Origin of the sequence: Desulfosoma sp. (assembly GCA_037481875.1) — a bacterium.
Classification (GTDB): domain Bacteria; phylum Desulfobacterota; class Syntrophobacteria; order Syntrophobacterales; family DSM-9756; genus Desulfosoma.
In genome coordinates, this window is sequence record JBBFKY010000005.1 from 163,832 (window position 1) to 190,652 (window position 26,821).

A 26,821-nucleotide genomic window follows, 5' to 3' on the forward strand; every position below is an offset into this window, starting at 1 on the left:
CTAATGCCCTAAAAGGAGCTCATAGCGTACCGGGCACAAGGCCGGGTCCAGCACTTGGTCCAGGACCTTGAGCCCGGTAGCTCCCAGAAGAAGGCGCAATAGGCCGCGGCGATCTTTTTCCGCATACACCAGACGTGGTTCTCCCACGATACCCCCCAGTTCTTTGGCCTTGGCCACAGCGTCTTGAAAATTGCCCAGAGCATCCACAAGTTTGAGTTCCAAAGCCTTTTCACCGCTCAGCACACGACCGTCCGCCACAGCTTGCACTTGATTCGGCGAGAGACGTCGTCCGGCGGCCACATCCTTAATGAACTGCGTGTGCATCCCTTCCACGGTTTCCTGAAGCAAAGCGATTTCAGCCTCGGTTATTTCTCGTCCTGGATTCCCCACGTCCTTGAACCGACCGCTTTTCACCGTCACGGTACGATACCCCACCTTATCGAACAACCCTTGCAAATTGGGTAGATGGGCCACCACACCGATACTTCCGGTGAGGGTTCCCGGGTTGGCGATGATGTAACTGGCCGCCGCCGAGGCGTAATAGCCTCCCGAAGCAGCCACGCCGCCAAAGGAGGCTACCACAGGTTTTTCCGCCGCCGTTCGCTGCACTTCACGATACACTTCCTGACTGGCTCCCACACCGCCTCCGGGAGATTCCACACGCAACACCACCGCCTTGACCAAAGGATCCTTTCGAAACTCGCTCAAAGACTCCAACACAGGTCGAGCGTCCGTCAAAAGTCCTTCGATTTCCACCACACCGATTCGGTTGGGCTCCTTTGTCCATTCCCATTGGGGAGCTAGAAGCCAAAGATACAAGCCCACAAAAGGCACAAGCACCACAAAAGCGATCATAAGAAGAATTTTCAAAGTCTTTTTGAACATAGCCTTTCCCTCAAAAGCAAACACCCGGCATCACACAAAGCCGGGTGTTCGATAACCCAAAGGCAAGAACACGAACATCAGGTTTGGGAAAAGCGCCGAGTTTTATTCTTCCTGGGCACTTTCCGCGTTCTGGCGCGCTGCCGCTTCCAAAACTTCTCTCAAGTTGGTGGTGGCGGCTTTGGGGCTGTTTATGTATTCCTTGTACTCGCTACGTTCTTCGTGTTCTTCGGCCTTCTTGATGGACAAGCCGATCTTTCGGTCTTTGGGCGAGATATTTATCACCTTGGCCGTCACCTGGTCCCCGACTTTGTATTCGTCCGGAGCTCCCTTGGCCTTTTCCTTGCCGATTTCCGAAACATGCACCAGCCCTTCGATGCCCTCTTCCAGCTCCACAAAGAGGCCGAAGTCGGTCACATTGGTCACCGGCCCCGTAATTACGCTGCCCACCGGATAACGTTGAGCCACGCTTTCCCATGGATCAGGTTCCAACTGTTTGATACCCAAAGAAAATCTTTCGTTTTCCTTATCAATATTCAAAACGATGGCCTGAACTTCTTGACCTTTCTTATAAACCTCTGAAGGATGTCGAATACGCTTGATCCAGGAAATATCCGAGATGTGCACCAGGCCGTCGATCCCTTCATCAATGCCGATGAAGATGCCGAAGTCTGTGATGTTTTTAATCTTGCCGGAAATGATGGTTCCAACAGGATATTTTTCGGAAATGACACTCCACGGATTGGGTTCCAACTGCTTCATGCCCAAAGAAATACGCTTTCGGGCGGGATCGATGCTCAAAATCACAGCTTCCACCTTGTCCCCGACACTCAAGATCTTGGACGGATGCCGAATCTTGCGTGTCCAGGACATTTCAGACACGTGAATGAGTCCTTCAATACCTTCTTCGATTTCCACAAACGCCCCGTAGTCCGTCAAACTGACCACCTTGCCTTGAATCTTGGTGCCCACGGGGTACTTTTCAGCGGCGTTGGTCCAGGGATCAGGCTGAAGCTGCTTAAGGCCCAAGGAAACCCGCTCGTTTTCTCGATCGAAATGAAGCACTTTAACCTTGATGGTATCTCCAATCTGGCACAATTCCGAAGGGTGTCCCACGCGACCCCAACTCATGTCCGTAATGTGCAGCAGGCCGTCGATACCTCCCAGGTCCACAAAAACACCATAGTCGGTGATATTCTTGACCACGCCTTCCATGACCTTGCCCTCCTCCAACAGTGACAAGGTCTGGCCTTTCTGACGTTCTCGTTCCTTTTCCAAAAGCACGCGCCGAGACAACACCACGTTGCGGCGTTTCTTGTTGTATTTGAGGATCTTGAAATCAAAGGTTTTGCCGATGAGGGCATCCAGGTTGCGTACAGGACGCAGATCCACTTGTGAGCCCGGCACAAAGGCTTGAATGCCGATGTCTACAGCCAAACCTCCCTTGACCCGGGAGACCACCTTACCCTGAATGACACCGTCTTCATTGTAGATACGGCTGATGTCGTCCCAAACTTTTATCTTTTCCGCCTTTTCTTTGGACAGAAAGACGGTTCCTTCATCGTCGTCGTGGTATTCCAAAAGCACGTCCACCTCGTCTCCGATGGCAACTTCCAGATTCCCCTTTTCATCCTTGAATTCGGAAATGGGAATCTCTCCTTCGGACTTGTAGCCGATATCCACCATGACATAGTCATCCGAAATTTGGACAACCCTTCCTCGAACGACTTCCCCTTCCTGAATGTTGCCGAAGCTCTGGGCATAGAGCTTCTCAAAGCTGTCGCCATCCACATCATCCGTGTCGGCTTCGTGATCCGTTAAGACTTCCTGCATTTTTTGCTGCTGCATTTCTAAATTTTCCGTGGTTTCTTTCGTCATCATTGAACTGACTACCCCCTTGTCCGAATTTCGGCTGACGCCGTCTTTACTGGGTGCGCACCATAGCAGACACGCCAACCCTTGACAATGCTAATCTGCACGGGATCTTTGAGCCCCGGTCTCTTTTTTCGCGTTCGTCACGAGATCCGTCACGACCTGCAGCACCTGAGTAACGGAAAGCCCCGAAGTGTCGATGACCACCGCACCATCGGCAGGTTTCAAAGGCGCTAGAAAGCGATTGGCATCGGCATGGTCTCTCGATTCAATGGCCTGCAAGACAGCCTGAAAATCAGCCTTCGTTCCTTGTTCATGGTATTGGGCCACACGACGTCTGGCCCTTTCCTCGCTGGAGGCTGTAAGAAATATTTTGACTTCAGCCGTGGGAAACACCACCGTGCCCATGTCCCGACCTTCGGCCACCACAAGAGATGTGTCGCTCAGACGTCTTTGCTGTTCCAAAAGGAATCGGCGTACGGGTTTCTTTTGAGCGATGCTGGAAGCGGCTTGAGTGATTTCCGGGCTGCGAATTTCCAAGCCCAAGGAAACCCCTTGCCAAAAAATGTGAAGTTTCTGGTCTTGAACGACAAAGGCAAGGGGCAACGTCGGCAGGACTCGCTCCAGGGTGGCATCATCGGCGTCCAGTAGACGCTCTTGCGTCAAAGCCCAGGCCACCGCACGGTACATGGCTCCGGAATCCAAATACACGCCCCCAAGCCTTTCGGCCAGGAGTCGAGCAATGGTGCTTTTTCCGGAACCTGCCGGTCCGTCAATGGCAATGATCATGGTTGGAACTGTTCCAAAACCTTGGCAAAAGTCCGAAGAAACCGCTCGTTTTCTTCAGGAAGTCCCACATTGACACGAACATAACGATCAAGCCCGTAGGCATTCATGGCTCGAATAATTACCCCTTCGCGAAGCATGGCTTCATAAACCTTTTTGGCGTCTACGGGAACAGCAATGAGAAAGAAATTGGTCGAGGTACGTAGATAAGGGACCCCGAGAGCCTCAAGGCCTCGATACAGAAACTTCAAGCCTTCATGGACCACGGCACGGCTTTTTTCCAGGAACTCATCGTCATCCAGAGCCGCCAGAGCGGCCGTTTGGGCCAGAGTACCCACATTGAAAGGCTGACGTACGCGGTGCAGAAAGGACGCCAATTGAGGATCCATAACACCGTAGCCGATGCGAAGGCCCGCCAAACCATAAGCTTTGGAAAAGGTGCGCGTCGTCACGACCCAGGGCCCTTGCGTGGAAACGAAATCCAACCCGTCAAAGGTGGAACCCATGGGAGCAAATTCGATATAAGCTTCGTCAATCACAACCACGACGTCGGAAGGCAGTTTTTGAAAAAAGTCTCGAAAAGCCTCTTCGGATAAAACGGTTCCGGTGGGATTGTTGGGATTATTGACGAAAATGAGACGCGTTCGATCGGTAACGGCCCCGAGGATTCCTTCTAAATCAATGGCAAAATCTTTTAAGGGCACAGAGACCACCGTGCCGCCTACCGTCTGGACGGCCAGCTGATACACGAGAAAGGACGGGTTAGGAATGACCACCTCAAGCCCGGGTCGAATCAAGGTTCGAATGACCAGCTCAATGATTTCATTGGACCCGTTGCCCAAGACCACCCCTTCCATGGGGACTTTCAGTTTTTCGGCGATCCTTCGGCGGAGATAATACCCGCTACCGTCCGGATAGCGGTGCAGACCGCCAAGCTTTTCTCGAATGGCCGCCACAGCCTTTGGTGAAGGTCCCAAGGGATTTTCATTGCTGGCCAGTTTGATGGAATTGGTGATCCCGAGCTCTCTTTCCAGCTCTTCAATGGGCTTACCGGGCGGATAAGGATCAATGGCGGCGATATGCGGGGGCACCAAGCGAGAAACCAAGAGATTCGGGCTCCTTTCACAGGTCGTGGGCTTTGATGAAGTTTACGCAAAGGCTTATAAAAAAGAGCCGCTCAAAACGCAAGCTTTTGTGGTGTCTTGATCCGGTTCTGTTAATATGTTTTAAATGACCCTCAAGGAGTGGGTGGCGTTTTGACGACCGGCACACAGGATTCCTCATCAAACATGCAAACCGAAATGGCGCCGGGAAAAACGCCGTCATAAAAGGGAGGCGGACGCAAAAGATGGTCAAGAAAAAACAATCCTTAACGCCAATGCTGGACGAGGACCTTCCGCCCGAGAGCATTCAGGAAGAAGAGCTCTTGTTCGAAACTGAGGATTTTTCTCTTCAGGATGAAACGATTCCGGACACGCCTCGCACTGACTGGCCTCAGGTCTACGATCCTTTACGAGCGTATCTAGAAGAAATCAAGAGATACCCTCTGTTGAGCCGGGAAGAAGAAACCCAATTGGCCATTCGATACAAGGAAAAGGGCGATCTGGAAGCGGCCTACAAACTGGTCACATCCAATCTGCGACTTGTGGTGAAGATCGCCATGGATTTTCAGCGCCACTGGATGCAGAATCTCATGGACCTCATTCAGGAAGGAAACATCGGCCTCATGCAGGCGGTCAAAAAATTCGACCCGTACCGAGGCTATAAATTCTCTTATTACGCCTCTTTCTGGATCAAGGCCTACATCATCAAATTCATTATGGACAACTGGAAGCTGGTCAAAATCGGGACCACCCAGGCTCAAAGGAAACTCTTTTTCAATTTGCGCAAAGAAAAAGAACGTTTGGAAGCCCAAGGAATCGAAGCGAGTCCCAAACTGCTAAGCCAGCGTTTGGATGTGAAGGAATCTGAAGTGACCGAAATGGACATGCGGTTGGCAAGCGGCGAAATCTCCTTGGATGCACCCCTGGATCATGACTCCACCGACACCCATAAGGCCTTTTTGCCGGCTCGAGAAATTCCCGCAGACGACCTGCTCGCCGATGCCGAAGCCAAAGCCATTCTCCAAGAAAAGCTGAAACGATTTCGAGAAGGCCTTAAGGGCAAGGAGGCTGTCATTTTCGATCATCGACTTCTAGCCGATGAGCCCATGACCTTGCAGGAAATCGGAGATCAATTTGGTATCAGCCGTGAACGGATTCGACAAATCGAAAGCCGCTTGAAGAAAAGACTCAGAGCTTACCTGGAAGAGGAAGTCGAAGATTTGGAGCTTCTTCAAGAAAGTCTCATCGACGCCTCATGAAAAAGCAGGCGGGAGCCCGAAACCCTAGGCCCGTAGACTTTTTAGCCAACAGTCGGCACGGCGGGGACAAGGTTTAGGAAAAGGTTTATCATTTTGTGCCCGAAGGGGTGCATCGGTGCGTGGTCCCTTCGCTTTTGTGACAGGGCTTACCGACTTCCCTAGTGAGCGGATGGAAAGGCTGAGGATCTTCATGAGACTTCAAGGCAGTGCGGCGTCAAAGGTCACCAAACGCAGCGCGTTTTGGCCGAGAATCGCCGTCTTTTCTTCAGGCATGAGCCCAGCCTCGTCCATGTCCTTTTCATAGCGGCTTGGGGGCAACAAAGGATAGTCGCTGCCAAAAAGGATTCGGTCACAACCTACAATGTCAAGGGCCTGCCGATACACGCTGCTGCGATAAAGAAAGGGCGATGCAGCGGTGTCATAATACACATGGGCTAGTATCTGCGGCGCTTCCTTTTTGAGCAGTTCGTAAAAAAAGAGGCCTCCTCCCCAATGGGCCAAAATCAGAGGCACGTCCCGACACATGGAAGCCAGCTGGTAGTAAAAGCCCAAGCCAAAAGGCGCCTTTCCCGGGTACAGGTGGCCAACGGGCTCGTTGGCATGCACAAGCATCAAACGTCCGAATGAACGGCACAACGTCATGAGCGCCTCATAGGCTTTCAAAGCCCGTCTTTCGTCACAAGCCTCATACACTGCCAATTCTCCTAGACCTGCAACCCCGGCCTCCAGGCATCGGGAGGCCTCGTTCACAGCCCAGTCAGAAAGAGCGTCAAAGCAGGCCAGGGGTATCAGCCGTCGTGAATTTTGTGCCGCCGATTCCAGCACGTAGTCGTTATGGCGTCGAGCCGTTTCCCGATTCTTCCACGGGAACCCAAAAATCACGGCGCCGTCCACACCGTTTTGCTCCATGGCTTCCAGCACGGCAGGCGTATCGACCAAGCGTGCTTTAGGATGGCCGTACAAAGCACGAAAGGCAGGCTCTCCGTCAAAAAAACGTTCTCGATCCGCGACCACTTCAGGAGGAAAACTGTGGACGTGAAAATCTATTTTCATCGTTGTCTCCTTCAGTGTTAAGGACATGAAGGCTACAGAAGGTTTTCAAGTTAACGCAAACCCTTGCAAGGAGGCAATTGTGAAAGATTCCGGGAGAAACCCTTCCAGCTCTGTTCTCTCACCCCAGGAAGTCCATAAGGCACGTACGACCGCTCGATTGGCCATCTTTGAAGCCGGCTCCTATATACGAGAAAAATTTGAATCCCAAGGCCTTCAGGTGGAAAGCAAAGGGGTTTCTGATTACGTCACCGAAGTGGACCGATTCTGTGAAGAGCTCATTCTAAAGCGTCTTCGATCTTCTTTTCCAGACCACACCTTGATGTCTGAAGAACGAGCTGTGGAAAACCATTCCCCTTCCCATGTCTGGATCGTGGATCCCTTGGACGGCACGACCAACTTCATTCATGGATTTCCCATGATTGCCATTTCCATTGCTCTGGCGGTTCGGGGCACCGTGGTTATGGGATGGGTGTTCGATCCTTTGCGACGCGAACTCTTTGAAGTGCATCAGGGTGTCGGAGCCTGGTGTAACGATCGTCCTCTTCCTTCGATTCCTCAAAAACCCTTGCACGAGGCCCTTTTAGCCACAGGGTTTCCTTTCCGTTCCAAAAAGTTTTTGGACCCGTATCTTCAAGTTTTTAAGGAAGTCTTTGCTGAAGTCACCGGTATTCGAAGGGCCGGATCCGCCGCCCTGGATCTTGCCTACGTCGCAGCCGGCCGCGTGCAAGGGTTTTGGGAAATCGGGTTGAAACCCTGGGACATAGCTGCCGGAGCCCTCCTCATTCAAGAAACCAAGGGATTGGTTACAGATTTTTGGGGAAGATCGGCTTACCTGGAAAGCGGCCACATCGTGGCCGGATCTTCTCTTGTTCACCGTTTTCTACTGGAAAAAATCGAACCCCTTCGAGAAGCTCTTGGCCCAATACTCTGAGGTTTTTTGACCCCGGGAACCATAACCGGAGAAGCACAACAGAACCACGCGCCGGCGGCTCAAACCGCTCGACCATAGCCCAGCTGAACCAAAGGATCCCTGTAGGGGCGCACCGATGTGTGCGCCCCTAATTCCAACAAAGGACGAATGATTTCAGGGCGGACACATAAATCCGCCCCACAGGCCGTCTTACGTGCTGGATCTAAAGGTCCAGAAGGCCCATGGTCTGGGAGTGGTTTAGGGCGGGCACATAGGTCCGCCCCTGCAAGTCATTTTTTGTGGCGGGAACACGGGTCTGACCCCTTGGGTTCAGGAATGAGAAGACGAAAACCAGTGAAGCTCGCTTTTCTCCATTCCAGGGCGGCTGCTTACTCCTTGGTCCAGGTGGTTGGAGGAACCACATTCATGGCCATAAGTTTTTTGCTGGTTTCATAAACCACTTCCATTTTTCTTGGGGTGAGCACATGGCTCACGACTCCTAGCCCGAAAACAGGATGCCAGATCAGGTCCCCTTCCTTGTACGACTCAGACATGTTGTATTCAGGAACCCCTTCCCGGCTTGCTTCCAAAAGGCGAGCACGCCAGTCTTCCTCCGTTTTGGGCTTGGGACTCCCCTTGAGAAGCACCGACGGCATCATGTCGTCTTCGTCTTCTATGAGGATCCCTTCCTCTTCGTCCTCAAAATCCAGATCCGCGCCGCCTTCAAAATCCAGGCTGTCGTCTTCGTAATCTTCCATCAAATCATCTTTATCCACGTCTTTGGCCATCGCAACACTCTCCATCTTCATTCTGGGCTTTACCCCGCAAGGTGCCGAGACTATTAAAACCGAGTTGTGTGCAGGTCAAGCCTTTTCCCGTATGGAAACTCGAAACCCTTCTCAGGCACCGGAGGCTGCGGATGTTCAAGGTTTTCGTCACCCATATCCTTCCTGTGTTTTCCATCATCGGTTTGGGCTATGTGCTCATGCACCGCCGATTCGTGGGAGATGTTTTCATCGCCTCAGCCAATCGACTGGTGTATTACGTGGCTGTCCCCGCCATGCTCTTTCACGAAGTCGCCCGATCTTCCTTTTCGCAAAACTTTCACGCCGGCGCCGTGCTATCCATGTTGGCCGGACTTGCCATTGTGACCACCGCCGGTTTTACCATCGCCCATTCCATGGGCCGACCCAATGCTTTTAAGGCGACCTTTGTGCACAGCACTTTCCATGGGAATCTGGGTTATATGGCCTATGCCATCGCTTTCTATGCCTTGGGAGAAAAAGCCTTTGCGCAAACCGCCATTTTGAGCAGCTTTCTCATTGTGGCACAAAATCTCCTCGCCGTATGCGTTTTTGCCTACTACAAACCCACAAACCAAAGCCCGTCCGGAATCGGAAGCTTCGATCCCATGGAAACCCTTAAACGTATCGTTTCCAATCCCATCATCGTTTCGGTAACGGCCGGAACACTTTTTTCTTACCTTTCCCTTTCACTCCATCCGGCCCTTTCACAATCCCTGAAAATCCTTTCCGGTATGGCTCTGCCTCTCGCCTTGTTACTTATCGGCACCTCTCTTTCCTTTAAATCGCTGACAAAGCTGCTGCCCGCCATGAGTGCCATCGGTGCCTTGAAGCTCCTTCTTTTTCCTTTGATCACCTATGGGCTCATGCGCTCCTGGCACGTTCCTTCCTCCTTCTACACCCCCGTGCTCATTCTGACAGCAGCCCCTCCCGCCACCATCACCTATATCATGGCCTCGGAACTGGGCGGGGACACCGAACTGGCCGCCGCAGCCACCTCACTTCTAACTATGGTCTCCGGCTGCACCTACGCCGTGCTGCTTTCTTTTCATGGATGAAAAGCACGCAAAACCATGATGATCTTAAAATGAATGTGCACCGAAGGGTGAAACTCTGCACTCGACCTTGTGAGGCTTCAGAAGGGTTTTCGGTCCAGGGTGTCTTCGTCTTCTTCGGAAGAGAGGCCATGCTTAACGAGTCGATATCGAAAAGAACGAAAGGTCAGCCCGAGAAGCTGTGCAGCCTTTTGTTTGGAGCCTCCGCATCGTTCCAGAGCCTGTAAAAGCAGGCTTTTTTCCAGGTCCTCAAGATACTTGGGAAGATTTAGGCCCTTTTCAGGCAAAACAGGCAAACCTGGTTGGTATTCTTCCTGACGTTTTTTTCGAGACGTGGCGATGGTCAAGCTTTCAGGGAGAATAATACTCGAAGATTCCAAGGCCACACCGCGTTCGATAATGTTTTCCAGTTCTCGAACGTTCCCCGGAAAATCGTACTGTTTCAAAATATCCATGGCGTAAGATGAAATTTTTTGAATATCCTTCCCGAAGGCTTTAGAAAATTTGGCCAGAAAATAGTCTGCAAGAAGAGGAATATCTTCCTGCCTTTCCCTCAAGGGAGGTATCCTTAGATGGATGACGTTCAATCGAAAATATAAATCTTCACGGAACTGACGCTCGATCACCATCTGCTCCAGATCTCTGTTGGTCGCAGAGATAATGCGCACATCCACGGGAACATCGGTGGTATCTCCAAGCATACGAATGGTTTTTTCCTGAACCAGGCGTAAAAGCTTGACCTGAAGGCTTGGAGACAATTCCCCGATTTCATCCAAAAAAAGGGTCCCGCCTTGAGCGGCTTCCACCAGCCCTTTACGGTCCATGGTGGCGCCCGTAAAGGCTCCTTTGCGGTACCCGAAAAGTTCGCTTTCGATAAGGGATTCCGGAACGCCGGCGCAATTGACCACCACAAAGGGTTTTTCGGCTCGAGCGCTTCTTTTATGGATGGCTTTGGCCACCAGTTCCTTGCCTGTACCGCTTTCTCCGGTAATCAACACATTGCTGGTGGTGGCTGCCACACGTTCAATGAGTTCATAGATCTTTTTCATGGCCGGGCTTTCGCCGATCATGCAGCCGAAATGCAAGGGGCCTTGGCGGGCATGGGGCGGCACTTCTCGGCCCTGAGTCTTCAAGGCGTTTTGAATGACCCGGCGCATCTCATCAATTTTGAAGGGTTTGGGCAAATAGTCGTAGGCCCCTTCACGCATGGCGGCCACGGCCGTTTCGGTACTGGCATAGGCCGAAATCATAATCACCACCGTGGAAGGAGACAGTTGTTTACATTCCCTGAGAACTTCCAGACCGTCTACGGGTTTCATGCGAATATCGGTGATGACCAAATCAAAGCGCTGTTCTTTGAGAATCTTCAGGGCTTCCGTGCCGCTGGCCGCACAGTGCACCACATAGCCTTCTTTCTGGAGCATGATCTCCAGAAATTCACGCATGCTCCTTTCATCATCCACCACGAGGATTCGGCGTCCGTCGGCATGGTAGGACATGCGAATGTACGCTCCTTAAGGAAAAGGATAACGCACGAGGCCATTCACCAGGGTCATGACGGCCCTCCCTTTGACGGACCATCCTCGAAACGGACAGTTACGCCCTTTGGATTGAAAGGTTTCGGGATCGATCACGTGTTCCGCATTCGGGTCAATAATGGTTATATGGGCCGGCGCACCCTTTCGAAGGCTTCCAAAAGGGATGCCCAAAATTTTCGAAGGATTCCATGTGACCTTGGCCAAAATATCCAGGGGATCGCCGACCCCTTCTTCAATAAGGTTCAGCACCAAAGGAAGGGCGGATTCCAGGCCGATCATGCCATTGGCAGCATCCTGAAATTCCGTGTCTTTTTCCAAAAGGCTGTGCGGTGCATGGTCGGTGGCGATGACATCGATGGTGCCGTCCGCAAGGGCTTCCTTGATGGCTTCCACGTCTCGGCGAGTCCGCAACGGAGGGTTGACCTTGTAAACCGTGTCAAAACCTTCCACGAATTCGTCGGTAAGGGTGAAATAATGGGGAGCCGTTTCACAGGTCACAGGAATGCCTCGGCGTTTTGCTTCACGGAGAATCCACACCGAAGCTTCGGTGCTCACATGAGCCACATGAAGGCGGCCACCGGTGAGCTCGGCTAAAAGCACATCACGGGCGATCATGACGGCTTCCGCAGCCGCGGGAATACCCTGAAGCCCCAATCGAGTCGACATAACGCCTTCATGCATGTGGCCCCCTTGGGACAGGGCCGTCTCTTCGGCATGCGTGATCACCAGCAAGTCAAAGGCTTTGGCGTATTCCAGGGCTCTTCGCATAAGAGCCGCGTTCATCACGGGACGTCCATCATCAGAAACAGCCACCGCACCCGCTTCACGAAGTTCTCCAAATTCGGCCAGTTCTTCACCTTTAAGACCTTTGCTGATGGCGGCTACAGGGTAAACATGGCAATGCCCTTGTTCGAAGGCTCGACGTGTTATGAAAGAAGTCACCGCCGCACAATCGTTGACCGGTTTTGTATTGGGCATGCAGGCCACAGCTCCGAATCCTCCGGCCACAGCGGCGGCGGTTCCCGTCATGATGGTCTCTTTGTACTCTTCGCCGGGTTCCCTGAGGTGCACATGCATATCCACCCACGCCGGGACCACCCATTTTCCGGTCACATCGATCACGCGGGTTTGGGAAGACGGCGACACGGCATGAGGTTCCCACACCAGCTCATGAATTACCCCATTCCGTATAATGAGGTCCCCGATTCTATCGATTCGCCTTTGCGGATCCAGAATACGACCGCCACGCAGGACGATCTCCACAGCTCCCTCCCTTGTCGTCATCGGGTCATGAAACCCATTCAGTCGGCCGATTCGTCTCTTTGCACCAAGAGGTAAAGCAGCGCCATGCGCACCGCCACACCGTTGCTCACCTGATCCAAAATGACGGCATGGGGGCCGTCGGCCACTTCCGGGCTTATTTCCACACCGCGATTCATGGGCCCCGGGTGCATGATGAGCACATCAGGCTTGGCGTGCGCCAGTTTTTTGGAATCGATGCCATAATAGGCGGCGTATTCCCGCAAAGAAGGCAGCAACCCCTGACCCTGCCTCTCCTTTTGAAGCCTTAGAACCATAATCACATCCGCCTCTGGAATCACCGGCTCCAGACGCAGGGAAACCGTTACCGGCAGATGTTCGAGATGCGAAGGCAGAAGCGTCGGTGGGCCGCATACCACAACACGAGCCCCCATTTTGGTCAGGCCCCAGATGTTGGACCGGGCCACTCGGCTGTGCGCGATATCCCCCACAATGAGCACCGTCAAGCCGTCCAGGCGACCCTTGTGCTGGCGAATGGTCAGCATGTCCAAAAGGGCCTGAGACGGATGTTCGTGCATGCCGTCTCCGGCATTGATCACGGAAGCCTTGGTACGCTGAGCAATGCGATGTGGAGTCCCCGAAGCCGAATGCCGAATAATGAAAACGTCCGGCTGCATGGCTTCCAGGTTCTTCACCGTGTCCAGAAAGGTCTCCCCCTTCACCATGGAACTGGTGGAAGTACTAATGCTGTAAGTATCCGCGCTGAGCCTCTTGGCGGCGATGTCAAAAGAGGTGCGGGTTCGTGTGCTGGGTTCATAGAACAGGTGCACAACCGTTTTGCCTCGAAGGGTGGGGACTTTCTTGATGGACCGTGTGTTGATTTCCTTAAGGGATTCGGCGGTGTCGAGAATGGTTTCAATTTCATCCACCTCCAGATCCCTCATGCCGAGTAGGTCTTTTCTCGAAAAGGCCATGGGCACATCCTCAATGTGTTTCCTAAGACCTCAAAATAGTTTTTTGTGAAAATACCATTTTTCAGACTGAAAAGTGAGGAAAAAATCAGAGCCTAAAACACAGGACCTCTTGACACCGGAAGCGCATCCCTATAAAGGAATCGGTACCTCAAGGCTGTGCGATCTTTTCATGCTTTGGATTGTGGAAACGCCCTCTGCAGCGCCCTTCCGACGGCGAAGGGCGGCGGGGAGCGTTTTTGCGTTTACAAGACACGGCTTTGACGGGGACATCCTTGAACCTGGAGGCAGGACATGGAAAGGGTTCCAATCACAAGGGAAGGCTATGAAAGACTGAGACAGGAACTCCAACGGCTCCAAAAGGAAGAACGCCCCAAAGTGATCAAGGCTATTGAAGAAGCTCGAGGACATGGGGATCTTTCCGAGAACGCCGAGTATGAAGCTGCCAAGGAAAAACAGGCCCTGATCGAAGGACGCATCGCCGATATTCAGGAAAAACTGGCTCATTCGGAAATCGTTGAAACTAACGGTGCCGACGGCGGGAAAGTCATGTTCGGGCTGACCGTAGTGCTGGAGGACCTGGACAGCGGGGAAGAGCTTACCTATAGGCTTGTGGGACCTTACGAAGCGGACATTCAAGCAGGAACACTGTCGGTCAGTTCGCCCCTGGGCAAGGCCTTGATCGGCAAAGAAGAAGGCGACACGGTTTCGGTGAGGACTCCAAAGGGCGTTCGTCAGTTGGAAATTGTGGAAGTGCGTTCCTAAAAAACGCAAAGCGTCTTGACAGAAAACCTTTACACGGGTAAAAGACAAGGCTCCCGAAAGAGAAACCTAGAACACTTTTTCCATATGATGACGGTGAAAAACGGAAGGAGGAAAGGTCTTGGCCAATCACAAATCAGCCCTGAAGAGAGCCAAACAGAGTGAAGCGCGCCGCATGCGCAATCGAGCGCGGAAAAGCCGCATGAAGACGGCTATCAGGAAGCTGGAAGAAGCCATTCGCACCAACGCAGTGGATGCAGCTATGGAGCACCTTCGAGAAGCCACGTCGATCATTGCAAAAACCGCCGCCAAAGGAACCATTCATCGCAACACGGCTTCGCGTAAAATTTCCAGACTGGCCAAGAAAGTCAACATGCTTAAGGCTGCCCAGAGCGCCTGAAACCACCTCAGGCTCTTTCAGAGTCGAATTTGCAAGGGTCGAGGCCCGTTATCGCCCCTACGAAAATTCTGAAGGAGGTCCCGCGGGAAGGACCTCCTTCTTTTGTGCCTTCAAAGTCGCCATGCGATAGAGAAGACCTTCCAAGGCTCTAGCCGGATCAAGGGTTGTGGTTTTCAAGGAAAGGTCTATGGCGATTATGGCCGCATGCAGTTGAAGAAGGGCATCTTCCGAAAAGAGGTGCGCATGGCGAGCGGTCTTTTCCACCGCAAAGGGAGGAAGGCGCATCTTTTGTGCTAGGCTCCCCACCGTTTCTCCTCGATCAAGTCCATCCTTGACTTGCCACAAAAGACGAACATGGCGTGCCAGGAGCGCCAAAAGGGCCAGGGGGGCATCCCCCTTGAGGAGCAGTTGACGAAGGGTTTCAAGGGCTGCCTTGGATCGACCTTCCACCACATGGTCCATGAGCTTGAAAACATGCTCGGATCGTACTCGGCTACAGGCGGCCTCCACGTCTTCCGCCGTGATGGTGGCGGCATCTCCTACGTAAAGACACAGCTTTTCGATCTCAGTTTCCAAAGCATGAAGATCTGTGCCCACAGCTTCCACGAGCAGGAAGGCCGCCGAGGGTGTCATGGCTTTTCCTTGAGCCGCCGCCTTTTCTCGAACCCAAACAGGAAGCTGGCGTTCTTGCATGGGCTGAAAATCCACGATGGCCCCATGAGCTGCCACGGCCTTTTCCAAGTTCTTCCAGCTTTTTTTGCTTCCCAAGGTCAAGACCACATGGCTTCTTGGGCTTGGGTATACCACGAAACGTTCCAGAAGATCCCGCTGCTCTTTGGGCCATAGGTCCACATCGCGCACCCGAAGCACACGCCGGGAAGCGAACATGGGTACTGTACGGGCTCGACTGAGCACTTCATGCACGGAGGTTTCCTTGGCATCCATCTGTTCCCCCTGAATCGGGGAACCCTCCCGGGCCCTGACGGCCTCAACCAAGGCTTCCCATGCCTTGTCCAACAAGGACGGGTCATCACCACGAAAAAGATAAATGTTGCGCAGAGGAGCCTCTCGAAGCTGTTTGAAGAAAAGCCGGCTGTCCATGGTGGGCTAAAATCGGCTCATGAACCGATCAAAAACGCGGGTAGCTATTTCCAGGGCCGCCCTTTGAAGGGCTTCCTGACGATTTTGAAAACCTACGATGGCTTCCGGATCGTGAGCATAGTCCTCAAAGTAGGTCAAGGCACGGTCTTGCCAGAGAATGGTTCCTGTTTTTCGATCCACACTGCGCACATCCAGGATCACGGTCAGGCGCGTGAGGACTGTGTTTTGAGCCTTGCTATGGCCCACCTCGGTGGTTGAAAGACGTCGAATCTGACCGATAAAGACCACGTCCGCTTCGGATTCAGGCACCAGACGAAGTCGGCTTTTCATGAGAAACTCTCGACGTAAAGCTCCCGTAAAAACCGCTTCGATTCCAGGTTCAGCCGTCAGGTTTTCAAAGACGGGAACCGCCACCGTTTGCAGACGTGCATCCAGTTGGGCCCCGTCCCCTGCGAACCGGTAACCACACGCGCCGCACCATAGCATCAGGCTGAAGGCAAAAAGGCTGTGCAGATACCGGCCCATGAGCGTCTCTTTTACCTGGGATGGTTTACATCACGATGTTGACCAGTTTCTTCGGCACCACAACGACTTTCCGCACCGGCTTGCCTCCTAGAAAACTCTGAATCTTAGAGTCTTTCAGAGCAGCTTCTTTTAAAGCTTCCTCGGAAATGTCCGCTGGAACCATGAGCCGGCTTCGTAATTTACCGTTCACCTGAATCACCACGAGAACGGTATCCGCCGTCAAGGCCTCTTCTCTGTAGGAAGGCCAAGACACCTTGGCGACGCTGGCAGGCATGCCCAGTTGGGTCCAGAGTTCTTCAGCGATATGGGGAGCCATGGGAGAAAGCATCAGAATAACCGATTCAACGGCTTCCCGAAGAACAGGCCAGCACGCGGAATCTTGCCTGGCTTTGTCCAGGCACCCGTAGATCTCATTGACCAGTTCCATGATGGCGGCAATAGCCGTGTTGAAATGGAATCGCTGCTCGATATCTTCGGTGACTTTCTTGATCGTCTGATGGGTTTTGCGATGAAGACTTTGAAGTTCCTGTGTCAGGGGTTCGCTTCCATCATAAGGGCGCACGGCTTTGAGTTCATCCAGGTTTTCTGAGACCAGTCGCCACACACGCCCTAGAAAACGGTAGGCCCCTTCCACTCCCTGGTCGCTCCATTCCAGCTCCTTTTCCGGCGGAGCCGCAAACAAGCAAAACAGCCGGACCGTATCCGCTCCGTAAGTGCGAATCATATCGTCGGGATCCACCACGTTCCCCTTGGACTTGCTCATCTTGGCACCGTCTTTAATCACCATGCCTTGCGTGAGCAAGTTCGTGAAGGGTTCGTCCACGTGCAGAAACCCCATGTCCCGAAGGACTTTGGTAAAAAACCGGGAATAGAGCAGATGCAACACCGCGTGTTCAATGCCGCCGATGTATTGATCTACCGGCATCCAGTAACGCACGCGGCGATCGTCCAACGGTCCTTCGTTGTGGTCGGCGCAGGCGAACCTTGCGAAATACCAGGAAGATTCCACAAAGGTGTCCATGGTATCCGTTTCCCTCTTTCCCGGACCGCCGCATCGAGGGCACGTGGTCTTGACAAAGGCGTCACTGGAAGGGAGCGGCGAAGCGCCGTTTTCCGGCATTTCCAAATCCAAAGGGAGAATCACGGGAAGATCTTCTTCCTTGACCGGGACCGTTCCGCAACGATCACAGTAAACGATGGGAATAGGAGCCCCCCAGTAACGTTGTCGAGAAATGCCCCAATCCCGAAGCCGATATTGCACGGTCAAACTGCCTTGTCCTTTGGCTTCCAGATCCCGAGTGATGGCTTCGCGGGCTTGTTGGGAGGACATGCCTGAATAAGGGCCGGAATTAATAAGAATGCCGTCCTCTTCAAAGGCATGAGTCAGATCTTCTGCAGCAGGCTCGGAAGCCGCCTCGCTTTCTTTGATGACCACTTTGATGGGTAATCCGTATTTTCGAGCGAACTCAAAGTCCCTCTGATCATGTGCCGGAACGGCCATAACGGCACCCGTGCCGTATTCCATGACCACGAAATTGGCCACAAAGATGGGCATACGCTCTTGGGTCATAGGATTGATACAATAAGAACCCGTGAATATACCTTCCTTTTCCAAAAGCCCTACCGTACGGTCACCCCGTTTGGCCTGTTTCGCTTTTTCCACAAAAGCCAAAACGGCCTGTTCCTCGTCATGCCCTCGGCACAGTTCCGCCACCATGGGGTGTTCCGGAGCCAAGCTCATAAAGGTGGCTCCAAACAGCGTATCGGCTCGGGTCGTAAAAACTTCGATAAAACCTTGACCCGACGCTAAAGGAAATCGAATGGTGCTGCCGTAGCTTTTACCGATCCAGTTCCGCTGCATGGTCAACACCCGCTCCGGCCAGCCAGGAAGCTTGTCCAACCATTCCAGAAGCTCTTCCACATAGTCCGTGATCTTAAAAAACCATTGCTCCATTTCCTTCTGAACCACAGGCTGGTCACAACGCCAGCACGCGCCGTCTTCCACCTGTTCATTGGCCAAAACCGTCTGGCAGGTGTTGCACCAGTTGACATAGGATTTCTTCTTGTAAGCCAGTCCCCTCTCAAACATCTTGATAAAAAACAACTGCTCCCACCGATAATAGGACGGATCGCAGGTGGCGAATTCTCGGGACCAGTCGTAAGAAAAACCCAACTGTTTAAGCTGGCTTCGCATGTACTCGATGTTTTCATAGGTCCACTTGGCCGGATGGGTTTTCGCTTTGATGGCCGCATTTTCGGCGGGCATGCCAAAAGCGTCCCATCCCATAGGATGCAGAACATTGTAGCCTCGCATGGAAAGGAACCTGGCCACCACATCCCCAATGGAATAATTGCGCACATGGCCCATATGAATACGGCCTGAAGGATAGGGAAACATTTCCAAAAGGTAAAATTTCTTCTTGCCGGGATCTTCAAAAGCTCGAAAGAGCTGTTCCTTTTCCCAGAAATCCTGCCATTTTTTCTCGATGTTTTTAGGATCGTATCGGCTGTCCATGTCACCGTTCCTCACGTGTGGTTTGACCGGCTGAAGCCGGTAGGCGAATGCAACGGTCAAAAGCGCTTGCCTTGTAGCACAGGCGCCCTTGAATCGCAACGGTGCATACCAACAGGAGTACGGTGGAAACACCGCAAGGGTCCGGCCAAAGCCTTTGAACCCCTCCACGGCTTATTTCACCCGGGAATGGCAAGGCCTTTCCCGACAGTGGATCAGGAAAGTAGAAAGCATGCAAGAAATGATTGGAGAAGAGAATTTGAAAGGGAAAGAAGAGATGTGGAAGGCCAAATTTTTGGTGAAAAAACTCCGCTATGAGCCGCATCGGGAAGGTGTCAAGGCGCAGGGAACGGCATAAAACCTCGACACCCCAATCCCGCTCAACTCAAAAGGGTCTCATCTCCAGCCACCCGGCGAACCAAGTCGCGATAGTCCCTGGCTCCAGGAGATCCCGGCGCATATTCGTAAATGGTCTTGCCATACCCGGGCGCTTCGGACAGCCGCACGTTGTAACGAATAGGGGCACACATCCGGCTGTTGTAATGGGCGCTCAGCTGCTCGAGGATTTCTTCCGATTGCTTGACACGCTTGTCCAGGAAGGTGGGTACCACGTATTTGAGTGCAAGATCTTTGTGATAGTTCTGGACGGAGGCCAGGCTTCGACTGAATTCCAAAAGACCTTGAATGGCCATCACTTCCAGACTTACCGGAATCAAGACTTCCTTGACATAAAACAGCACGTTGATGGTCAACACATCCCATCCCGGCGAAGTATCCACAATCACGTAATCAAAGCGGTCCTCAATGGGCGTGAGGGCCTCGGTGAGGGTCATTTCCCCGCGAAAGTCTTTGCGTGCAATGAGGCGTTTCACCCCTGCCAAAGAACGCCCTCCGGCCAGAAGCCACAAGCGCTCTCGAGCCTGGACCAGGCATTCCTCGGGGATAACCTCACCGGTCATGAGTTCCGTGAGACCCGCTTTTGGCTTCACTCCGAGCATGTAGGACGCCTGCCCTTGCGTGTCGGTATCCACCAAAAGCACTTTAAAACCAGCCATGGCTAATCCCGCGGCAAGATTGACCGCCGTGGTCGTTTTGCCCACACCCCCTTTGCTTAAAGAGACGGCAATGCGACGCTTGGGCCATCGCGCCTCCTGAGCCGCCTGTTGAGGCTGCGGCGCCTTTGCCCCTTCCTGTTCCCCATCGGAAGGTCTCGGTAAGGGAAACCGATGACCGCAAAAGACACATTTTGCGGCCTTCACCTTTTCAGAAAGGCGAGTCTCATCCACCTTGTGCTGCCGATTGCAGCTGGGACACACGATAATCATGGGACCTCTTCTCCTGATGACTTCCTGGAAACCTGTACGGTTTCTTTGGGTTTTCGGCACACCTCGTGAACCATTTGAAACAATCGACTCTTGGGCCCCTTGGCGTCCAGTTCCTGAAGTGCTGTTCGTAAAGCCGTCTCAACGATCACGGATTTGGAAATCCTCGGTTTGGATTCATCCGATGGAGCGTCCAACAAGATATGTTGCGCTTTCTCCAAGTGTTGAATGATCAGCTTGGTAAGATAATAGGTAACCTTCTTTTTCGGCTGAGCATCTTTGGGCCGAGTCAAAGTCCCTTTGCGGTCATCATGCCCGGCTGAGGCGTTTCGGTGTTCCAAGCGCCTTAAGTAAAAAGCCAACCGTTCAAGGATGTCGTTTTCTTCTGTGGTGACCTTGGGCTCTTCCCCACGGAGCAAGGCCCCCATAATGTCCATCGGTTCCTCCTTACGAGACGGCGCCACCGGAGATCCTCCTGTCCAACCCAGCTTTTCAAAGCCCCAAAACAATTCTCCCATGTTCATGCACCTTTGACGGCTTTAGGGGGCTCTGCCTTCAGAGGCATGTGCCTCAATTCTGCTCGAAAAACCGTTCGCGGGCTTTTTGCACGAAATCCACCATGAAATCCCTATCCGCGTCATTTTTCAGTTCGAGAGAAAGACCGTACAAGAATCCTGAACCTTCAAGGGGGGTCACATGTCGAACGGTTCCGTAAGCCTGAAGATGCCTATCGCCGAACCGCAATTCCACGGAGTCCAATCCCTGACCGATCTGGGCCAAGTTTCCGGAATCCGCCAAAAATCCCACACCGCCTTCACTGATATTGGCTACACGGAAAGAAACGCCTTGGATGAACAAGCTGACCGGTGTTTGTTCGTTGACGGGAACACGAAAGGTTTTTCGAACCACCGTCTGTTCCTCAAAAACACCGGTCAGTTCCAACGTTTCCTCTAAGTCCTTGAGTTCTTCCAGAAGATTGTCTTTGTTCGTCATCGATGTTTCCTCCATGCCCATGACGGCGTGCCTTGATCTGTTTCAACCATTTTAGTATTCGGCATCTTGACGGCTGACCTTAAATACTTTTGAAACCGATGCATCCTCAGCCTTCCTTGAAAAAGCGAATGGAGCGCCTTATAGTCAAAGGGCGTCATTGAAAGACGCATTCAGCGGACAAACCGAAAGGCTAGGTGCCCCATGAGTGATCAGTGCCAAAAATTTCCGGATCAAGAAGAACTGGAAAGGGAGCTCAGCGAATTCCTTTCCAAGAAATACGGACGCCAGATCAGGGTCATTTCCCCCATGATGGTTGCCCACCCCAAAGCAGGCGAATCCAAAAAGTCTTCGTCGGAAAAGGTGCGTCAGATTCAGTTTGACATGAAACCCGAAGAGCTGGAAGCCTACCTCGACCAATACGTGGTCAAGCAGGAGCAGGCCAAGGCCATTTTGGCGACCAAGATCTGCACGCATTACAACCGTATCAAGTGGCGCTTGGAACGGGGACATCGAAACGCCGATCCCATCGGGCGCATTAAGAACAACATTATCCTGATGGGCCCCACCGGAGTGGGGAAAACCTATCTTATCAAGCTGATTGCTCAGAAGATCGGTGTTCCTTTCGTCAAGGGAGATGCCACCAAGTTCAGCGAAACAGGCTATGTGGGCGGAGATGTGGAAGACTTGGTGCGAGACCTGGTGCGTGCCGCCGATGATGATCTGGAACTGGCCCAGTACGGAATCATTTACATTGACGAAATCGATAAGATCGCTTCCTCTTCACAGCTTATCGGACCTGATGTGTCGCGAACCGGTGTTCAGCGAGCCTTGTTAAAGCCCATGGAAGAGACCGAAGTGGATCTACGGGTTCCTCATGATCCCATCTCCCAACTGCAGGCCATCGAACAATACCGAAGAACCGGCAAAAGGGACAAGCAAACCATCAACACCAAAAACATTCTCTTTATCGTCAGTGGCGCTTTTAACGGTTTGGCCGAAATCGTCAAAAAACGCCTGCAACAGCAAGGTGTGGGATTTCGCGCCGCCGTTCACAGTCGCACAGACGACCACAAGTTCCTTCAGCACGTCAAAGCGGAAGACCTCATCGAATATGGATTTGAAAGTGAGTTCGTGGGGCGTCTTCCCGTGATCGCTGTTTTGGAACCTTTGGAAGTGGAAGATTTGTATCAAATCCTGAAGAATCCAAACAGTCCGATCATTCAAGGGAAAAAAGAGGATTTTCGCTGCTACGGGATCGATCTTAAATTCCAGGACGAGGCTCTGTGGACCTTGGCGGAAATGGCTTACCAGGAAAGAACGGGAGCAAGAGGGCTGGTGAGTGTCATCGAGCGGATCTTGTTGGGATTTGAGAAACGCTTGCCGTCCACCTCCATTCGCCATTTGGTGGTGACCAAGGACCTGGTCCTGCATCCCCAGGAAGCTTTGGAAGCCATTCTTAAGGATCCGGATTCGCCCCAGCAGCGTGAGCTTTATGAACGGATGGTGCGAGAGGAAAAAGAAGCCGTTCATCAACAGGTCCTCAAGAAAAAGAAACATTACGTCCACAACTATCCCTTCGTCTTTACGCCGGGACGGTTGGAACTCTTGGTGGATCAGCATGTGAAAACCGGAGAACCCATCGAAGGGCTCTTTGACGCCATGATCACCATGTATAACCAGATCAAGGTTTTTGAAGAAGAATTTCACGACCATCAGGGTTTTAAAATCCATTTCGACGATCAGGCTATGACCGCCATTATGATCAAGGCCTTGACGGAGGATAAGACAGCCACGGCTGTGTGTCGGGAAATTTCGCGGGATTACGACTATGCCTTTCGACTGGTCGCCGAAAGAAGCGGTCAGATTCAATTCATTCTCCCCAAGGGTGCCGTGGATGCTCCGGAAGCCTACCTGGATGAACTCATTCGGGACACCTACCGCAAGCACCCTCTCCCTGAGGAAAAGGCCTCATCGCAGAAAGGATCGACCTCATGATCGGTATTTCCAAGCTGTACTGCGGCACCGTGGAACCTTCGGACGCCTTGCGCTACGGTCGCCGCAGCGGAGAACTCCCTTCGCATCTTTTACAGTTTTCCCAGGACAAAAAGCCTGTCGTGGTCTGGAACATGACCCGTCGATGCAATCTCAAATGCGTTCACTGCTACGCTCAGGCTCTGGATCGCCATTTTCCCGATGAACTGACCACGGCTGAAGGGAAACTTCTTCTGGACGATTTGGCCGCCTTTGGGTGCCCCGTGGTTCTGTTTTCAGGTGGAGAACCTCTCATGAGGCCGGATCTCGTGGAACTGGCCGCTTATGCCGTAGAGAAAGGTATGCGTGCCGTTGTTTCCACCAACGGCACCTTGATCACGCCCGGCATCGCTCAGGAACTGAGACACATAGGGCTTTCGTACGTAGGCATCAGTCTGGACGGCATGGAATCGGTCAATGATCGGTTTCGAGGGGTCAAAGGGGCGTTTCAAAGGGCGATGGAAGGGATTGCCGCCTGCCGGGAAGCCGGCATCAAGGTGGGGTTACGCTTCACCATGAATCGACGGAACGCCGCCGAAATCCCGGCTATCTTTGATCTGTTGGAATCCCAAGATATTCCGAGGGTCTGCTTTTATCATTTGGTGTATGCCGGTCGAGGCTCCAAGCTCATGGAAGAAGATCTCACTCATGAAGAAACGCGGCGTGCCGTGGATCTTATCATCGATCGTACAGCGGATCTGCATCGACGCGGAAAACCCAAGGAAGTGCTCACGGTGGACAACCACGCCGACGGTCCCTACGTCTACCTGCGCCTGCTTCGAGAAGGGTCTCCTCGAGCACCGGATGTTCTCAAACTTCTGGAAATGAATGAAGGCAACAATTCCGGGCGAGGAATCGGCTGTGTGAGTTGGGATGGTCAGGTGCATGCGGACCAGTTTTGGAGGCATTATTCCTTCGGCAATGTTCGGCAACGACCCTTCAGCGCCATCTGGACCGATCTTTCCAATCCCCTCATGGCTCGCTTGAAGGACAAGAAAACCTACGTGAAAGGCCGATGCGCTCAATGCCGCTGGTTGTCGGTATGTGGGGGTAATTTTCGCGTACGCGCGGAAGCGGCGACTGGGGATCTTTGGGCCCCTGACCCCGCCTGTTACCTGACGGACGAAGAGATCGGCTTCCAAGCCGGCTGATCCAAGGAGGTTTGGTGCATGTACTTTCCTGAATACCGGCCGAGACGCTTGAGACGCACGGAAAATTTGCGACGTATGGTCCGGGAGACACGCCTGAGTCCGGACATGTTCATCTATCCCCTTTTTGTCCGAAGCGGTCGAGGAATTCGTCAGGCTGTTCCGTCCATGCCCGGTGTGTTTCAATGGTCCCGAGATACCGTGGTCCACGAAGTGAAAGAGGTCCATGGGCTGGGAATTCCTGCGGTGATCCTCTTTGGACTGCCGGAAAAAAAAGACGAAATAGGATCGGAAGCCTATGCTTCGAACGGCGTGGTACAGGAAGCCGTGAGAGCCATCAAAGACGCCTGTCCTGATCTGGTAGTCATTACAGATGTATGCCTGTGCGAATATACAAGCCACGGGCATTGCGGCGTGTTACACGCTCAGGAAGTGGACAACGATCCGACCCTGGGTCTTCTAGCCAGAATCGCCGTCTCCCATGCTCAGGCGGGAGCGGACATGGTGGCTCCATCGGATATGATGGACGGTCGTGTCGGCGCCATTCGCGAAAGCCTTGATGAAGAAGGATTTCACCAAACAGGCATCATGGCCTATTCAGCCAAGTATTGTTCCGCTTTTTACGGCCCGTTTCGTGAAGCGGCGGATTCAGCGCCTCAATTCGGGGACCGGCGTTCCTACCAGATGGATCCACCCAATGCTCGTGAAGCCCTTCGCGAGATTCAGCTGGATATCGAGGAAGGAGCCGACATTGTCATGGTGAAGCCCGCTTTGGCTTATCTGGATATTATTCGACGCGTCAAAGAAGAATTCGACTGGCCTGTAGCCGCTTATAATGTCAGTGGGGAATACGCCATGATCAAGGCCGCTGCCGCCAACGGCTGGCTGGATGAACAACGTGTCATGATGGAAGTGCTCACGGCCATTCACAGGGCCGGAGCCGACATGATCCTCACTTACTTCGCCAAGGATGCCGCCAGGCTGCTATCCTCCTAAAGAAAGGAGTGTTCATGCCTTCCCACGCCGTTTCCTCCACCGGTCCTCATGCCGCCGGGACTCCTCACACTGAAGCTCATGCATGGACTCTCCGCCTTGTGGCCTGGGAAGTCACCCGCACCTGCAATCTCTCCTGCGTGCACTGCCGCGCCGCGGCCATGGACAAACCCTACCCCAACGAACTCAGCACAACGGAAGGTCTTCGCCTTTTAGATGACCTGGCGGCCCTGGGATCGCCCATTGTCATCCTTACGGGAGGGGAGCCTCTGCTCAGGCCGGATATTTTCGACTTGGCCGCTTACGGCCATGAACGAGGGCTTCGCATGACCATGGCACCCAACGGCACTCTTGTGACCCTCGATGCCGCGCGAAGAATGAAAGAGGTTGGGATTCAGCGTATCAGCATCAGCCTGGACGGAGCGGACGCCGCAAGCCACGATGCGTTTCGCCAAATGCCGGGAGCCTTTGACGGAGCGCTTAAAGGAATTCGTTCTGCTAGGGAAGCCGATCTTCCCTTTCAAATCAACACCACCATCACGGCCACAAACCTCAAGGAGCTGCCTCGCATTCAGGAACTTGCCGTGAATCTGGGTGCTGTGGCACACCATATCTTTCTGCTGGTTCCCGTAGGTCGAGGAAAGTCTCTGGAAGAACAGGCTATCAATGCAGAACAATACGAACAAACCTTGCACTGGTTTTACGAACAGCGCGACAAGGTTCCCTTGCAGCTCAAGGCCACCTGTGCCCCTCATTATTACCGCATCCTTCGGCAAAGAGCCCGTCAGGAAGGCCGTTCTGTGGACATGAAAACCTTCGGGTTGGATGCTATGACTCGAGGTTGCTTGGGAGGCACAGGGTTTTGCTTCATTTCCCACGTGGGTCAGGTGCAACCGTGCGGCTACCTGGAAGTGAACTGCGGGAATGTTCGGGATCAAGGATTTCGCGAGATTTGGGAAAACTCCGAGGTTTTTCGAAGGCTTCGAAACTTCAAAGCGTTGGAAGGAAAATGCGGGCGTTGCGAATACGTTCGTGTCTGCGGCGGATGCCGCGCTCGCGCCTTTGAAGCTACGGGAAATTACATGGCCGAAGAGCCCCTTTGCCTTTATGAACCCAAAGCTTTACGATCTCCGGTCTAATGCGTGATCGACTGTTGCCCTGCTGACCTGGGCTTTCCCGACTTGTCCGGATCCAACATCGGCCGACCGTGCATTTCCCCAATTCGCGGCCCTCATAGAGGGCGCACGGGGGCACACACCGGTGCGCCCCTAAGATACAGGCTTCTCGGCAGGTACCGACCCATGACAGACGGGACCAAAATTTCGCCACAGATTATTCTCGCTATGAGCGGATGCATGCGTCAGGTCTCGCAGCCAATCCCCGGCAAGGGCGCGCCGAAGTGTTCACCCTCATAGCCAGTTGGTTGTGGAGCGAACCCGTGTGTCCGCCCACTGCTCCCGCACGGAAATCCCGTGACTTGGCAGACACTGACACAGCCCGCGCCCCCATAGGCCGTGGGTAAGTCACCACCAAAGGGCCGGC

25 protein-coding genes are annotated in these 26,821 nt (G+C 53.0%); 10 read left to right on the top strand and 15 right to left on the bottom strand.

What is annotated here, in order from left to right; all coding sequences use genetic code 11:
- The 4 genes from sppA to hisC all read right to left on the bottom strand — a co-directional run bounded on the left by sppA (position 1) and on the right by hisC (position 4,646).
- Complete coding sequence (gene sppA, locus WHS46_08995) at positions 1–885, bottom strand: signal peptide peptidase SppA (GenBank protein ID MEJ5348809.1); 885 nt, start codon at positions 883–885, stop codon at positions 1–3.
- A 102-nt stretch (positions 886–987) separates the two neighbouring features.
- Positions 988–2,763, bottom strand: coding sequence for a 30S ribosomal protein S1 (locus WHS46_09000; GenBank protein MEJ5348810.1), 1,776 nt, complete (start codon positions 2,761–2,763; stop codon positions 988–990).
- Positions 2,764–2,850: 87 nt separating this feature from the next.
- Complete coding sequence (gene cmk / locus WHS46_09005; protein MEJ5348811.1) at positions 2,851–3,543, bottom strand: (d)CMP kinase; 693 nt, start codon at positions 3,541–3,543, stop codon at positions 2,851–2,853.
- Complete coding sequence (gene hisC, locus WHS46_09010; protein ID MEJ5348812.1) at positions 3,540–4,646, bottom strand: histidinol-phosphate transaminase; 1,107 nt, start codon at positions 4,644–4,646, stop codon at positions 3,540–3,542. The genes cmk and hisC overlap by 4 nt, the downstream gene beginning before the upstream one ends.
- Positions 4,647–4,888: 242 nt before the next feature.
- Between hisC and WHS46_09015 the strand changes: the two genes are divergently transcribed.
- Positions 4,889–5,902 carry an RNA polymerase factor sigma-32 gene (locus tag WHS46_09015; protein MEJ5348813.1) on the top strand — a complete coding sequence of 338 codons (1,014 nt, stop codon included), beginning with the start codon at positions 4,889–4,891 and terminating at the stop codon, positions 5,900–5,902.
- Positions 5,903–6,100: 198 nt separating this feature from the next.
- Here the strand turns inward: WHS46_09015 and WHS46_09020 are convergent, their stop codons facing one another.
- Positions 6,101–6,955, bottom strand: a complete 855-nt coding sequence (locus WHS46_09020; GenBank protein ID MEJ5348814.1) for an amidohydrolase family protein — start codon at positions 6,953–6,955, stop codon at positions 6,101–6,103.
- A gap of 79 nt (positions 6,956–7,034) precedes the next feature.
- Between WHS46_09020 and WHS46_09025 the strand changes: the two genes are divergently transcribed.
- Positions 7,035–7,886, top strand: coding sequence for an inositol monophosphatase family protein (locus tag WHS46_09025; protein MEJ5348815.1), 852 nt, complete (start codon positions 7,035–7,037; stop codon positions 7,884–7,886).
- 368 nt (positions 7,887–8,254) lie between these two features.
- On the opposite strand, the gene WHS46_09030 is transcribed toward WHS46_09025, so the two are convergent.
- A complete protein-coding gene (locus WHS46_09030; protein ID MEJ5348816.1) occupies positions 8,255–8,653 on the bottom strand; it encodes a hypothetical protein in 399 nt (132 codons plus the stop codon).
- Positions 8,654–8,784: 131 nt separating this feature from the next.
- Here WHS46_09030 and WHS46_09035 point away from each other — a divergent pair, with 131 nt between their 5' ends.
- A complete protein-coding gene (locus WHS46_09035) occupies positions 8,785–9,726 on the top strand; it encodes an AEC family transporter (protein MEJ5348817.1) in 942 nt (313 codons plus the stop codon).
- Positions 9,727–9,803: 77 nt separating this feature from the next.
- Here the strand turns inward: WHS46_09035 and WHS46_09040 are convergent, their stop codons facing one another.
- Genes WHS46_09040 through WHS46_09050 form a run of 3 tightly spaced genes read right to left on the bottom strand, consistent with a single transcriptional unit; the run spans position 9,804 to position 13,495 of the window.
- The gene (locus WHS46_09040; GenBank protein ID MEJ5348818.1) at positions 9,804–11,222 is read right to left on the bottom strand and encodes a sigma-54 dependent transcriptional regulator; all 1,419 of its coding nucleotides are present in this window, start codon (positions 11,220–11,222) and stop codon (positions 9,804–9,806) included.
- Positions 11,223–11,237: 15 nt separating this feature from the next.
- A complete protein-coding gene (locus tag WHS46_09045) occupies positions 11,238–12,524 on the bottom strand; it encodes a dihydroorotase (GenBank protein MEJ5348819.1) in 1,287 nt (428 codons plus the stop codon).
- Between the two features lie 38 nt (positions 12,525–12,562).
- Positions 12,563–13,495 carry an aspartate carbamoyltransferase catalytic subunit gene (locus WHS46_09050; protein MEJ5348820.1) on the bottom strand — a complete coding sequence of 311 codons (933 nt, stop codon included), beginning with the start codon at positions 13,493–13,495 and terminating at the stop codon, positions 12,563–12,565.
- A gap of 291 nt (positions 13,496–13,786) precedes the next feature.
- Between WHS46_09050 and greA the strand changes: the two genes are divergently transcribed.
- Both greA and rpsT read left to right on the top strand, forming a co-directional pair.
- Complete coding sequence (gene greA / locus WHS46_09055) at positions 13,787–14,257, top strand: transcription elongation factor GreA (protein MEJ5348821.1); 471 nt, start codon at positions 13,787–13,789, stop codon at positions 14,255–14,257.
- Between the two features lie 118 nt (positions 14,258–14,375).
- The gene (rpsT, locus tag WHS46_09060; GenBank protein ID MEJ5348822.1) at positions 14,376–14,654 is read left to right on the top strand and encodes a 30S ribosomal protein S20; all 279 of its coding nucleotides are present in this window, start codon (positions 14,376–14,378) and stop codon (positions 14,652–14,654) included.
- 57 nt (positions 14,655–14,711) lie between these two features.
- Here rpsT and holA read toward each other — a convergent pair whose 3' ends face one another.
- The 3 genes from holA to leuS are packed head-to-tail and all read right to left on the bottom strand — an operon-like array spanning position 14,712 to position 18,795.
- Complete coding sequence (holA, locus tag WHS46_09065; protein ID MEJ5348823.1) at positions 14,712–15,755, bottom strand: DNA polymerase III subunit delta; 1,044 nt, start codon at positions 15,753–15,755, stop codon at positions 14,712–14,714.
- Positions 15,756–15,761: 6 nt separating this feature from the next.
- Positions 15,762–16,280: an LptE family protein gene (locus WHS46_09070; GenBank protein ID MEJ5348824.1), complete on the bottom strand. Its 519-nt coding sequence runs from the start codon at positions 16,278–16,280 to the stop codon at positions 15,762–15,764.
- A 25-nt stretch (positions 16,281–16,305) separates the two neighbouring features.
- Positions 16,306–18,795 carry a leucine--tRNA ligase gene (gene leuS / locus WHS46_09075; GenBank protein ID MEJ5348825.1) on the bottom strand — a complete coding sequence of 830 codons (2,490 nt, stop codon included), beginning with the start codon at positions 18,793–18,795 and terminating at the stop codon, positions 16,306–16,308.
- A gap of 229 nt (positions 18,796–19,024) precedes the next feature.
- On the opposite strand from leuS, the gene WHS46_09080 reads away from it, so the two are divergent.
- Complete coding sequence (locus WHS46_09080) at positions 19,025–19,150, top strand: hypothetical protein (GenBank protein MEJ5348826.1); 126 nt, start codon at positions 19,025–19,027, stop codon at positions 19,148–19,150.
- A 22-nt stretch (positions 19,151–19,172) separates the two neighbouring features.
- Here WHS46_09080 and WHS46_09085 read toward each other — a convergent pair whose 3' ends face one another.
- From WHS46_09085 to WHS46_09095, 3 genes are read right to left on the bottom strand one after another with little or no spacing between them, the layout of a single operon-like run.
- Positions 19,173–20,117, bottom strand: a complete 945-nt coding sequence (locus tag WHS46_09085; protein ID MEJ5348827.1) for an AAA family ATPase — start codon at positions 20,115–20,117, stop codon at positions 19,173–19,175.
- Complete coding sequence (locus WHS46_09090; protein MEJ5348828.1) at positions 20,114–20,632, bottom strand: hypothetical protein; 519 nt, start codon at positions 20,630–20,632, stop codon at positions 20,114–20,116. The genes WHS46_09085 and WHS46_09090 overlap by 4 nt, the downstream gene beginning before the upstream one ends.
- Positions 20,633–20,684: 52 nt before the next feature.
- Positions 20,685–21,107: a PilZ domain-containing protein gene (locus tag WHS46_09095; GenBank protein ID MEJ5348829.1), complete on the bottom strand. Its 423-nt coding sequence runs from the start codon at positions 21,105–21,107 to the stop codon at positions 20,685–20,687.
- Positions 21,108–21,308: 201 nt separating this feature from the next.
- On the opposite strand from WHS46_09095, the gene WHS46_09100 reads away from it, so the two are divergent.
- Genes WHS46_09100 through ahbD form a run of 4 tightly spaced genes read left to right on the top strand, consistent with a single transcriptional unit; the run spans position 21,309 to position 26,418 of the window.
- Positions 21,309–23,102 carry an AAA family ATPase gene (locus WHS46_09100; GenBank protein ID MEJ5348830.1) on the top strand — a complete coding sequence of 598 codons (1,794 nt, stop codon included), beginning with the start codon at positions 21,309–21,311 and terminating at the stop codon, positions 23,100–23,102.
- Positions 23,099–24,289: a 12,18-didecarboxysiroheme deacetylase gene (gene ahbC / locus WHS46_09105; GenBank protein ID MEJ5348831.1), complete on the top strand. Its 1,191-nt coding sequence runs from the start codon at positions 23,099–23,101 to the stop codon at positions 24,287–24,289. The genes WHS46_09100 and ahbC overlap by 4 nt, the downstream gene beginning before the upstream one ends.
- 18 nt (positions 24,290–24,307) lie before the next feature.
- Complete coding sequence (gene hemB, locus WHS46_09110; protein ID MEJ5348832.1) at positions 24,308–25,282, top strand: porphobilinogen synthase; 975 nt, start codon at positions 24,308–24,310, stop codon at positions 25,280–25,282.
- 14 nt (positions 25,283–25,296) lie between these two features.
- A complete protein-coding gene (gene ahbD, locus WHS46_09115; GenBank protein ID MEJ5348833.1) occupies positions 25,297–26,418 on the top strand; it encodes a heme b synthase in 1,122 nt (373 codons plus the stop codon).
- Positions 26,419–26,821 lie beyond the last annotated feature (403 nt).